At 67.1% G+C, this 11,205-nt stretch carries 11 protein-coding genes, 1 tRNA gene and 2 pseudogenes; 4 read left to right on the top strand and 10 right to left on the bottom strand.

Features of this window, described 5'->3' with window-relative positions; translation table 11 throughout:
• The first annotated feature begins 28 nt into the window (after positions 1-28).
• Positions 29-1,285: a YibE/F family protein gene (locus tag D3H54_RS02445; RefSeq protein ID WP_149377704.1), complete on the top strand. Its 1,257-nt coding sequence runs from the start codon at positions 29-31 to the stop codon at positions 1,283-1,285.
• On the opposite strand, the pseudogene rfbA reads toward D3H54_RS02445, so the two are convergent.
• Positions 1,236-2,053 (bottom strand): annotated as a pseudogene (gene rfbA, locus D3H54_RS02440) (glucose-1-phosphate thymidylyltransferase RfbA). The gene D3H54_RS02445 and the pseudogene rfbA sit on opposite strands and share 50 nt — an antisense overlap.
• Here rfbA and D3H54_RS32110 point away from each other — a divergent pair.
• Positions 1,934-2,191, top strand: a pseudogene (locus D3H54_RS32110) (hypothetical protein); the annotation flags it as partial. The pseudogenes rfbA and D3H54_RS32110 sit on opposite strands and share 120 nt — an antisense overlap.
• Here the strand turns inward: D3H54_RS32110 and D3H54_RS02435 are convergent.
• The 5 genes from D3H54_RS02435 to dcd all read right to left on the bottom strand — a co-directional run bounded on the left by D3H54_RS02435 (position 2,107) and on the right by dcd (position 7,175).
• Positions 2,107-2,481, bottom strand: a complete 375-nt coding sequence (locus tag D3H54_RS02435; protein WP_149377703.1) for a nuclear transport factor 2 family protein — start codon at positions 2,479-2,481, stop codon at positions 2,107-2,109. The pseudogene D3H54_RS32110 and the gene D3H54_RS02435 overlap by 85 nt on opposite strands.
• An 18-nt stretch (positions 2,482-2,499) precedes the next feature.
• Positions 2,500-3,264: a maleylpyruvate isomerase family mycothiol-dependent enzyme gene (locus tag D3H54_RS02430; protein ID WP_149377702.1), complete on the bottom strand. Its 765-nt coding sequence runs from the start codon at positions 3,262-3,264 to the stop codon at positions 2,500-2,502.
• Between the two features lie 10 nt (positions 3,265-3,274).
• Positions 3,275-4,603, bottom strand: coding sequence for a UDP-glucose dehydrogenase family protein (locus D3H54_RS02425; protein WP_149377701.1), 1,329 nt, complete (start codon positions 4,601-4,603; stop codon positions 3,275-3,277).
• Between the two features lie 79 nt (positions 4,604-4,682).
• Positions 4,683-6,437: a DUF7159 family protein gene (locus D3H54_RS02420; RefSeq protein ID WP_149377700.1), complete on the bottom strand. Its 1,755-nt coding sequence runs from the start codon at positions 6,435-6,437 to the stop codon at positions 4,683-4,685.
• 156 nt (positions 6,438-6,593) lie between these two features.
• The gene (gene dcd / locus D3H54_RS02415; RefSeq protein WP_149377699.1) at positions 6,594-7,175 is read right to left on the bottom strand and encodes a dCTP deaminase; all 582 of its coding nucleotides are present in this window, start codon (positions 7,173-7,175) and stop codon (positions 6,594-6,596) included.
• A gap of 58 nt (positions 7,176-7,233) precedes the next feature.
• Here dcd and D3H54_RS02410 point away from each other — a divergent pair.
• Positions 7,234-7,307: transfer RNA gene (locus D3H54_RS02410), tRNA-Gly, on the top strand.
• A gap of 12 nt (positions 7,308-7,319) precedes the next feature.
• On the opposite strand, the gene D3H54_RS02405 is transcribed toward D3H54_RS02410, so the two are convergent.
• Both D3H54_RS02405 and D3H54_RS02400 read right to left on the bottom strand, forming a co-directional pair.
• Positions 7,320-7,994: a DUF998 domain-containing protein gene (locus D3H54_RS02405; RefSeq protein WP_168214752.1), complete on the bottom strand. Its 675-nt coding sequence runs from the start codon at positions 7,992-7,994 to the stop codon at positions 7,320-7,322.
• An 87-nt stretch (positions 7,995-8,081) separates the two neighbouring features.
• Positions 8,082-8,693, bottom strand: coding sequence for a TetR/AcrR family transcriptional regulator (locus D3H54_RS02400; RefSeq protein WP_149377697.1), 612 nt, complete (start codon positions 8,691-8,693; stop codon positions 8,082-8,084).
• Positions 8,694-8,782: 89 nt separating this feature from the next.
• On the opposite strand from D3H54_RS02400, the gene D3H54_RS02395 reads away from it, so the two are divergent.
• On the top strand, positions 8,783-9,148 hold the full coding sequence (locus D3H54_RS02395) for a DUF1330 domain-containing protein (RefSeq protein ID WP_149377696.1): 366 nt from the start codon (positions 8,783-8,785) through the stop codon (positions 9,146-9,148).
• Between the two features lie 6 nt (positions 9,149-9,154).
• Here D3H54_RS02395 and D3H54_RS02390 read toward each other — a convergent pair whose 3' ends face one another.
• Positions 9,155-10,429, bottom strand: a complete 1,275-nt coding sequence (locus D3H54_RS02390) for a DUF445 domain-containing protein (protein ID WP_210419635.1) — start codon at positions 10,427-10,429, stop codon at positions 9,155-9,157.
• On the bottom strand, positions 10,426-11,112 hold the full coding sequence (locus tag D3H54_RS02385; protein ID WP_149377695.1) for an Abi-alpha family protein: 687 nt from the start codon (positions 11,110-11,112) through the stop codon (positions 10,426-10,428). Before D3H54_RS02385 ends, D3H54_RS02390 begins: the two co-directional genes overlap by 4 nt.
• Positions 11,113-11,205 lie beyond the last annotated feature (93 nt).

Raw genomic sequence — 11,205 nt, 5'->3', positions numbered from 1 at the left:
CCCCAATCAACGCCTCTACCCTGTCCGGGTGGCGCATTCGCATTCGCATTCGCATTCGCACACCGGCCCGGCGCCGCTGAGTCCGCTGGCGGCCCGCGTCGTCGTGATCGCGCTGGCCGTGATCGGACTTGCGGTGGTGATCGGTGCGGCGCTGCTGTGGCCGAGCGGGTCGAAGGCGGACATTCCGCTGCCATTCCAGAACAGCGCGGGCGGCGCGGTCACCACCGAGGGCGGCCACGTGGTCTCCTCCAGCCTGGCCGACTGCGGCAGCCCGTCGGCGGGTCAGGTGCTCACCGCAGCGCCGACACCGGGCATCGCGGGCAGCGGCAGCTGTGTGCAGACGGTGGTGGCGATCGACAGTGGGCCCAACCGGGGTGCGTCGACGATGTTGGAGTTCTCGCCCGGCCCGGGTCAGCCAAACCTGTTGGCAGGCGATTCGATTCGGATCTTCCGGCAAGTCGACCAGCAGGGGGCGACCAGCTACGGGTTCTACGACTACGAGCGCACCTGGCCGCTGATCGCCCTGGCGGCGGTGTTCGCAATCGTGATCGTGGCGGTCGCCCGCTGGCGCGGACTGCGCGCACTGGTCGGGATCGTCGTGGCCTTCGTGGTTCTGGTGATGTTCCTGCTTCCGGCCTTGCGGGACGGCGCCCCCGCGGTGCCGCTGGCTCTGGTGGCCTCAGCGGCGATCCTCTACGCCGTCATCTACTTGGCTCACGGCATCAGCCTGCGCACCAGCGCCGCTCTGCTCGGCACGTTGACCGCGATGCTGTTGGCCGGCGGCTTATCCTGGGCGGCAATCGAACTCGCGCACCTGACCGGGCTTTCGGAGGATCAGAACAACGAGGTTGCCGCCTACATGGGGCACGTGTCCATTCAGGGCCTGCTGCTGGCCGGGTTCATCATCGGCTCGCTGGGCGTGCTCAACGACGTGACGATCACGCAGGCCTCGGCGGTGTTCGAGCTCGCCCACGCAGGCCACGGTTCCCGCAAGCAGATCTTCGTGAGTGCCATGCGGATCGGCAGCGACCACATCGCCAGCACGGTGTACACGCTGGTGCTGGCCTACGCCGGCAGCTCACTGCCGCTGCTGCTGTTGTTCAGTGTGGCCAACCGCTCGCTGTCGGATGTGCTGACCAGTGAGAGCGTGGCGATCGAGATCGCACGCTCGGCGGTCGGCGGTATCGCACTGGCGTTGTCGGTGCCACTGACCACTGCGATCGCCGCGGTGCTGGCTACCCCTGGTCCAGCAGTTTCATCAGATAGCCGCCATAGCCCGACTTGACCAGCGCCGCCGCGCGTTTGGCCAGCTGCTCGTCGTCGATGAAACCCATCCGCCAGGCCACCTCTTCGGGGCAGGACACCTTGAGCCCTTGGCGGTATTCGATGGTGCGCACGAAATCGCTTGCGTCCAAAAGTGAATCGAATGTTCCGGTGTCCAGCCATGCGCTGCCGCGGGCAGCACCTCAACCGTCAACCGGCCCTGGTCCAGATACGTCTGGTTGACCTCGGTGATCTCCAGCTCGCCGCGCGGCGAGGGCCGCAGCCCGCGGGCGATCTCGATGACGTCATTGTCGTAGAAGTACAGCCCGGGCACGGCGTAGCTCGACTTGGGTGTGGCCGGCTTCTCCTCCAACGACAGGGCGGTGCCGTCAGCAGCGAACTCGACGACGCCGTAGGCGGTCGGGTTGGCCACCCGGTAGGCGAAGATGGCCGCGCCCTGCAGGTTTCGGAATCTATTGAGGCTGGTGCCGACGCCGGGTCCGTAGAAGATGTTGTCGCCCAGCACAAGTGCGACGGGTCCGGTGCCGATGTGCTCGGCGCCGATCAGGAATGCCTGGGCGAGCCCGTCGGGCCGGTCCTGCACGGCGTAGCTGATGGTGATGCCGAGTTGGGAGCCGTCACCGAGCAGGCGGTGGAACGCCGGGGCATCGTGGCCGGTGGTGATCACCAGGATGTCGCGGATGCCCGCCATCAACAACGTGGACAGCGGGTAGTAGATCATCGGCTTGTCGTAGACGGGCAGCAGCTGCTTACTCACACCTTGGGTGATCGGGTACAGCCGCGTCCCCGACCCACCGGCCAGGATGATCCCGCGCAAGTCGGTCAGACCTGCAGGTCTTCGTCGGACATGTCGGTGGCCGCCAGGGCCGCTGCCAGGTCGTCGTGGCGGAACACCGAGGTGACGTGGTCGTGCACCACCCGGAACGCCGCGGCTGTGGTGCGCACGTCGGATGGGTCGGTGTTCGAGGTCAGCCGCTCCTGCACGACGACGACGCCGTCGCGGTAGTAGATCTGACCCACCTCGACTGTCGCCGCCACGCGCTGCGCCCAGTCCCTCAGCGCGGCATGGCCCTGCGCGGCGCCGTCGGCGTCACCGATCTCGATGTCGTCGCTGGACAGCGAGATCAGCGTGTCCAGGTCCGAGGTGCTCAACGCGTCGTGCCAGGCCAGCACGGTGGCGATCTCTGAAGTGCTCATTTGGCTCAAACTACCGGTCTAGAACGGCGTACGTGCCAGCCAGGTGTCCCAGACACCCGCGTCGCCGAAGACCTCCAGGCCTTCCTCGGCGACGGTGCGACGGCGCACGACGGCCAGCAGCAGGTCGCGCGCCGGGCCGCGCAGCGCCACCGTGGCCTTGCCGTGGCCCTGTTCGACGGCGATGCCGTCGGGACGTCCGAGGATGGTCCACTCGCCGGCCTCCCCGAGTCCGGGGTCGGTGGCGTGCAGGTGTATCGAGTGTTCGTCGGCCACCGGCCGGTCGCCGCCGGCGGGCCCCTCCTCGTCGGCCTGGATCTCCACGCGTTCCAGCCACTCGGTGATGGCATCGGCGGCCAGGGCGGGATCCACCGTGTAGTCGACGCCCAACGCGATGGCGGCGTCGGCGCGATGCACCACGACCTCGTGCAGGCGCCGCCGGATCCACCACGCGGCCGGCCGCGGGCCCAGGAATGTCCACACCGGGGTCTGCGCGCCGGTGGCGGCAACGGCGTCGATGAGTTGCTGCGGACCGGCCTGCAGCCAGGCGATCTCGTTGTCCCGGCCGGCCGGAGGCTTGCCACCTTCGACGGTGCGCGGGTCGATGAAGTCCATCGACTGCTCGGCGACGATCTGGGCGCACCAACGGTCGCCGCGCCCGACGTGTCGCATCAACTGCTCCAACGTCCACTCCGGGCAGGTCGGCACCGGGATCGACAGGTCGGCGTCACGCAGAAGGTCGGCGAGCGCGGCGTTTTCGGCAATCAGGGCAGTTGCGAAGTCCACGAGGGAAAACCTACGTCAACGCCGGGCGGCCCAAGGCGTAAACCTTCCATCCCGCCGAGGTCCAGCGGGTTGTGTCCAGGCAATTGCGGCCGTCGACAACAACTCTGGCCCGCACCGTCTGGGCCAGCTCGTCGGGATCGATGTCGACGAACTCCTGCCATTCGGTGAGCAGCAGGACCGCGTCGGCGCGGTCGCAGGCCTCCCGGGCGGACGTCGAATAGTTCAACGTCGGGAACAGGCGCTGAGAGTTCTCCATCGCCTTGGGGTCGTACACGTTGACGGTGGCGCCGTTGAGCTGCAACAGGCCGGCGACGTTGAGCGCCGGAGAATCCCGGACATCGTCGGATTCGGGCTTGAACGCGGCCCCGAGCACGGCCACGTTGGCACCCAACAGCGACCCCCCGCATGCGGTGGTAGCCAGCTCGACCATGCGGGTGCGCCTGCGCATGTTGATGCTGTCCACCTCACGCAGGAAGGTCAACGCGTGGTTGGCGCCGAGCTCGCCGGCGCGGGCCATGAAGGCACGGATGTCCTTCGGCAGGCAGCCGCCGCCGAAACCCAGTCCCGCGTTGAGGAATCGCCGCCCGATCCGCGGGTCGTGCCCGAGCGCGTCGGCCAGGACGCGGACGTCGGCGCCGGCCGCCTCGCACACCTCGGAGATCGCGTTGATGAACGAGATCTTGGTGGCCAGAAAGGCATTGGCGGAGACCTTGACCAACTCCGCGGTCTGCAGATCGGTCAGCAGGAACGGCACATCCTCGGCGAGCAGTGACGCGTACATCTCCCGCAGCACCGCCTCTGCGCGTCGCGAATCGGGTTGTACGCCAACGACGATGCGGTCCGGATGCAGGGTGTCCTGCACTGCGAAGCCCTCGCGGAGAAACTCCGGATTCCAGGCGATTTCGACGTCCACGCCGTCGGCCGCCAAGGACTGGGCGCGCCGGCTCAGCGCGGCCGCGGTCCCGACTGGAACCGTTGACTTGCCGACGATTACGGACGGACGGGTCAGGCGCGGCACCAATTCGTCGATCACGGCGTTGACGTGGCGCAGATCCGCGCCGTATTCGCCCTTCTTCTGCGGAGTTCCGACGCCCAGGAAGTGCACGTCGGCAAAGTCGGCTGCCACGTCGTAGTCGGTGGAGAACTGCAGGCGACCGGCAGAGAGGTTGTCCTGCAACATCTTTGCCAGCCCGGGCTCATAGAACGGGATCTCCCCCGAGGACAGTTTCGCGATCTTGCCGGGGTCGATGTCGATCCCGACGACGTCGTGGCCGAGCGCGGCCATTCCAGCGGCGTGAGTCGCGCCCAGATACCCGGTGCCAAAGACAGTGCAACGCATACTGCCTCTGTACGCAGCCCCGATGATGGGACCGCATCGCGACACTGAGCGCGAGGCTAACGCCTGGTGAACTCGGGTGTCAGTGACCGAAACTCGGGAACGGCCACAGCGGGCTTTGCGATCCCCGACCACTGCGCGATCCACCGGAATCACCCGAGCGTGAACCACCGTCGGACCCCGAACTCGAGCCTGAGCCTGAACCGCCGCCGTAGCCACCCGAGCCACCCGATCCGTAACCGCCCGAGCCACCAGCGGCCGGAGGGGGGTTACTCGGCGCTTCCGTGACCGGTGCCTGCGGCTGCTGCGACGGCGGCTGCTGGGTCGGCGGGGTCGACGGCTGCTGCGTGGGAGGCGACGACGGGTAGGTCGGCGTCTGAGGCGGCGACGAGGGGTACGACGGGTAGTTCGGGGATGAGGGGTACGTCGGGTAGTCCCGCTGCCGCGGCGGCCGCAGGAACGGCGGCAGAATCGGTTGCGGCAACACGATGATCGGCGGCGGCAGGATCGGAGCCGGGATCACCGGGGCGATCGGAGCCGGCGCGGGAGCCGATGCCTCCGGAGCGGGTGCGGGGGCTTCGGGAGCGGGTGCCGGGGCTGCTGGGGCCGGTGCCGGGGCTTGCGGGGCCGGGGTCACGAAGACGGTTCGGGGGGCCTGTTGCACCACCGGGATCGGCTCCTGGATGGTGTCGGGCACCGAGGGAGCCGAGGGCGGGGCCGGCGGCGCGGCCTGCTCGACGGCGGGTCCGGCCGGCTGGCTGCTGGGGACGATCACGGCCTCGGCCGGGCTGGGCCGCTGGTCGACGGTCGGTCGGATGCTGACCGCCAGTGAGATCACGAGCGCCACCACACCGACCACGAAGATCGACGTCAGCGCGCTTCCGACCAGCAGGAACGGCTTGCGTCCGGAGTCGTCGGGAGCGAAGTCGAGCTCCTCGGGAGCCGAGTCGTACGGCATCGAGTCGTAGCCGAGGTCGCCGTCCATCTCGTCGAGCACTTCGCTGTAGCCGAGCGGGGCCATGTAGCCGGCGGCGGCCATCTGGGTGCCGGCTTCCGACATCTCGGTGTTCGCGCCGGCCGCGTACACACCGGCCGCCGGGTAGACCTTGCCCGCGGTGGTGCCATCGGGGTCCTGGGCGTAGGCCAGGCCGACTGTGGACGCGTCGTAGCGCGGTGCCGTCGCGGACGCCAGTGCAGCGCCGCGGGCCAGCGCGAGTTCGGCTTCGTCGGGAGCGTGCACCGGCAGCACTGTGCCCAGCGCGAGCTGGGATTTGACCGCCGCGACGTCGACTCCGGAGCCGAGCACGAACACACCCTGCGGCGGTTCGGCGATGGCCTCCAGGCCGGCGATCATCCGCTGCAGTTCGGCGACCGCATCCTGGGCGTGCAGGTGTTCGGTCTGCACCTTGACGATGTCGCCGGTCGCGGTGTCCACCACCGAGACGGTGGCGGTGTCGCGCTCCAGGAACATCAGGGCCGTGCGGTCGTAGCCGACGGTCTGGCCGACGGCTTGCGCCAGCGCACCGGCAGCGTGCAGTTCGGACACCAGGACGACGTCGTCGATCTTGCGGGCCGCGAGGGCATCGCGCAGTCCGGCCGCGGCGGCATGGTCGGTCCACGTGACGCCGGTCGACACCAGACGGTGTCCGCCTTCGGCGGCGCTTTCCCGGGTACCGAGAATCGCCGCGACCACTTGATCGGCCGTGGTTGCTGCACCTTCGCCGGTCTGGATGTCGAAGGCGTCGTGGTCGACGGTCACGCCGTCGGCTTTCTCGCCTTCGACCAGCACCATGCGCACCGTCGTTGGCGTCATGGACACACCGAGTGCGATGTCCACTACCCCTCCAAGGTTGTTTGCTGGATCTCCCCGACCCGTTACTGCGCTCCACCGTGCTAGAGCCGCTCAACCGTAAAGTTCATCGCCGCTGCTAGCGGCGCTGTTACAGCCAAACGGATTAGCTGGTGGGCGGTGCCTGACCCTGGAGCTTCGAGGTTACGCGCCCGCCTCGGACTGAAGAAAGTTCTGATATGACCGAGACGGAGTGGGCCCGCGTTGCCCCTGGTATTTGGAGCCGACGCTGGCGCTGCCGTACGGATTTTGGGCGGGGCTGGTCAGGCGCAGCAGGCACAGCTGGCCGATTTTCATCCCCGGCCAGAGCGTGATGGGCAGGTTCGCGACGTTCGAGAGTTCCAGGGTGATGTGCCCGGAGAAGCCTGGGTCGATGAAGCCCGCGGTGGAGTGAGTCAGCAGGCCGAGGCGGCCCAGCGACGACTTGCCTTCGAGCCGTCCGGCGAGGTCGTCGGGCAGGGTGCAGCACTCCAGCGTCGAGCCGAGCACGAACTCGCCGGGATGCAGGACGAACGGCTCGCCTTTAGCGGGTTCGACCAGACTGGTCAGCTCGTCCTGCTGCTTGGCGGGGTCGATGTGGGTGTAGCGGGTGTTGTTGAACACCCGGAACAGGCTGTCCAGCCGGACGTCGACGCTCGACGGTTGCACCAGGGCGTCGTCGAACGGGTCGATGCCCAGTCGACCCTCGGCGATGGCGGCGCGGATATCGCGATCGGAGAGCAGCACGCGACGAGCGTACTGGCGCACGGTCAGCGGTGCGGTTGCTATCCTTCGTCAGCACCATGCCGATGTAGTTCAATGGCAGAACATCAGCTTCCCAAGCTGAATACGCGGGTTCGATTCCCGTCATCGGCTCCACAGTCCACTGCTTCAGCCTGACGGGCGCGTGGCCTCTCGCAGCGCCACATAGACCAGCCAGCCACTCATGCACAGCAGCTGCAGCCGCTGAGCTACGCCCAGCGCACCGCCTCGGTCGGCGCTGTCGAGGAAGACGCTGACGACGGTCGCCACTGTCGTTGCGGCAAGTCCGCCCAACACCCACAGCCCGAATCGGTGCACCCGCCGGCTGATCTGCTCCATTGCATCGACACGCAAGAATGCGATCAGTGAAATCAGCGCCGCGGCAACAGCTATCACGCTGCTCACGGTGTGCAGCTGATGCGAAAGCGGCACTGTGCCGGCCGCTTCCCGTGCAGCACATGCGGGATCGGCATGCGGCGCGCACGACATCGCCCACGCACTGTCGAGTGCGGTGGCCACGGCAAATACGGCCAACGTCGCCCACGCAACGGCGGCCATACCGCCGCGAACGCGCCCGCCGACCACGCTCAGGATGACGCCCACCCCGATTACGGCGGCCGTCGCGAAGTCAGCCGCACGCAACAGCCCGCTCAGCGGCTGGTCAGTCGCGATGAGTTCGCTCACGTAGTCGCTTGCCTGCGCAGGACCGGAGTCAACGAAGACCGTGATTATCCAGCTGCCGTAGAGCACGGCGCCGATGAAAAAAGCTGCGGCCGCGACGTGTGAGCTTCGCGGCGGTCGCACCTGGGCAAGGCTAGGTGATTTTCGCGAGGGCACCGGCGGTTTGAGATGGGTTTGCGGACACGACTCCACGCGAACCGCAGACCGGCGTCATGAACCTGCCGCCAAGCTGCGTTCGACACCCGCCACCGCAACTGCGGCCAAATCCCCCGCCGCGACGTCACGCGCCGTCGAGAACGCCATCAGAGCGCTGCCGCGCAGCAGCCCGATGATCGCGACGGCGGCAGTCTGAGGGTCCACGCCTGATCCGATGGAGCCGTCATCGATCCCGTCGACGATGTACTGCGCGAGGACTTCTCGGAACTGTGCGTCGCGCTCGGCGAAAAGCTCGGCCAGCGACGGTTCGGCACCCGCAGACTCGGTCCACAGTTTCAGGAACGCCTCTGAGCGCGGCGAGCGGTCGTGCAGGCCGCCCAGGTAGGCCCCGACGAAATCCGTCAGCCGGCTGAGCCCAGTCGCCGAGTCAGCCGGGACGTCGAACGTCTGGGTGTACTTGATGACCTCCTCGAGTAACCGCGCCTTGCTGCCGAAGTGATGGTGGACGATGCCGCGGCTGTACCCGGCGGCCTCGCCGACGGCAGCCAACGACACCGCACGCGATCCGTGTCTGGCAACCAACGCGGTGGCGGCTTGCAGCACGCGGTGTCGGGCTTCTTCGCGACGTTCGGCCTGTGTTCGGCGAGCCGTTCGCAACTCCTCCATGCCTGGTCATCCTGCCTGGAGCCGAACTTGTCGGTCCCGTCCAGTAACTTGCGTGTTGTTCAGCAAGTAACTTACCAAGGGAGAAAGCCATGTCTGTTCTCGACGCGTCCGCACTCGAGAAGTTTGTCGGCGCCGACCCGACTGCGCCGGTCGTGATGCTCAACCTCGTGCGGTTCGCACCCGGCGGCGCGGACAAGTACAGGGAGTACATCGAGCACTTCAGCACCTCCGGCGTCCAAGAGCGCTACGGGGTGACAGTGGTCTACGGCGGTGCCGGGCATCCATCTCTGGTTGCCGACGCAGGCGGCGACTGGGACCTGGTGGCGTTGTTCCGCTACCCCACTCGGCGCCACTTCGTGAGCATGGTCAACGATCCGGACTACCAAGCCTTCGAGCATCTGCGGGCGGAGGCCGTCGCCACCGCGGTCCTGCAGCCCACCACTCCGGCGCTGTAGCCGCACTCAGTGTGTGAAGAATTCGATGATCTGCACCTGAAGCTCACCGACCACGCCACCGAGCACCGCGCCGACCGCGATCATGAGCGGCTCGTCGTCCTTGAACACCGGACGCAGGATTGACTCGTACTCTTCCTCGGTCAGTTGACTCATCTTGTCGATGACGACCTGCTCGAGGTTCAGTGCGTTCGCCGCGTACTCCTGCGCCTCCAGCAAGGTATCGGGGAGCCGCTCCAACACCAGGGTGACGACGCGGTCCTTCAGCGCCCGGTATCGCTTGGTGCCGACCGCCAGTGTGACCATCGGTCGCGCGACGCCGGTCTGGGCATCGATGGCGGCGTCGATTTCCTTGGCCGCCAACGCGAATAGCTTGTCCGAGCCGGGGCCTTTGATGATGGCGTCGAACATGAGCTCGGGTGAGAAAAGATCGTCGGCCAGGATCTTGGCGTAGTCGCGGGTGATCTTGTCGCGCTCGGCATGCAACAGCCCTTGAAAGGGGATGAAGCCCAGGAATTTTCGCGGGTGCATCGGCCGGAAGAGCATGTTCAACGCGATGTAGTCGCTGATGAAACCGACCGCGAAACCGAAGGCCGGCATGATCCATGGGTTCTTGAACAGCGCCCACGCCACCATCTGGACCAGACCGATCACCAGACCGAAGTAGATACCGCTGCGCCGCACGAACGCCATGGCGTCGGTGGTGACGCTGCGCATCAGCTTGACGAGCTTCTCTTTGTTGCGCACCAGCGCGGTCACCGCCATGAAGTGCAGATCGAGGTAGCGCGGAAGATCGGCCTTCATCTCGGTCAGCATGTTCTCGACGATGTGGGGCGCCTGCTTGCGCATACGCTCCTGGATCCCGCGTCTGGCGGATTCCGGCAGCGCATCCCACAGGCCCGGGCGAATCTCGTCGGCAAGGTCGCGGGAGATGTCGTCGATCGCTTGGGCGAGCGGCCCGCGCAGCGCGTCGACCGCCTCGTTGGCGTCGATGCGGTCCAGCAGCTCTTCGGGTTTCAGCAGATTGGACGTCAGCAGATCGATGGTCTTCGAGCCGACCTTGCCCGCCCGCCGCGGCACGATGCCCTGCCATCCGAACGGACCCCAACCCCTGAACTCGATCGGGCGGTAGAGCATTTCGAGCGCGACGATTTTCGTGCTCCACCCGACGAAGGCCGCGACGAACGGCATCGACAGGTACACCATCCAATAGGCGCTGAAGTCGGCCTTGATCTCGGTCCAACTCGAGAGGGCGAGCAGCACTTCCGGTGGAGCGGCGCTCACCGACCGAGTTCCCCTGTGGCGGCCGCCCACAGCGACGTGCCGAGCGGCGACAACGTCAGAGTCGACTTTTCGACCTTGGCGGCCAGCGGACCCCGCGACGCGCTTTTGATGGCCGCGAGCACCGACGTCTCGGCCATCAACACCTCGTACTCGGTGGCCAGCGCGGGGTCTTCGGGCCCGGCTTCGACGAGGCCGAGTGAGAGGAGGTGGCTGACGTATTGCGGAACCATCTGCGGCAGGGCCACGTTCGCGGTCCGGCCGATCAACGAGGCATTCTCCAGCGCCGCCCGTCCCGGGACACGGGGACTGAGCCAGGTGTAGATGTTCACCATCGGCGACGACGACCCGTCCGACAGCGCACCCAGGATGCGCGCCTCGTCGGCGACGAGCTGATCGAGCAGGTGGTGGTAGAGCTCGACCTGACTCCCCTTGGTGTTCTGGTCGAGAGCGCGGTCCAGCAGCCGGCTCATCTTCCCGGACAGCGAGTCGGGGTCGGGCACTGATGCCTCCGACACTGCCTCGGGTGCGGCATCCTCGAGAGCCTCAGCGGGGTCCAGCGAATCGAGTCCGTGCCGAATCGCACCGACGACCTGTTCCTCGGCCCAGCTGTAGACATCGAGACCCACCCGGGCGGCGTCCACAGCGCGCCCGATCAGTCCTCGGGGGTCATATGAGAAAGCCATCCGCAGAAAATAGCCCGCCGCACGTCTCCGGAGGTGGCGGAGGCATCGATTAATCCGTATTGCAATCTCCGCAATCGACCCAAGATCGGCGTC

The organism is Mycobacterium sp. ELW1, assembly GCF_008329905.1.
In the GTDB taxonomy this organism is placed as follows: Bacteria; Actinomycetota; Actinomycetes; order Mycobacteriales; family Mycobacteriaceae; genus Mycobacterium.
This window is presented reverse-complemented; position numbering and strand designations above follow the sequence as displayed.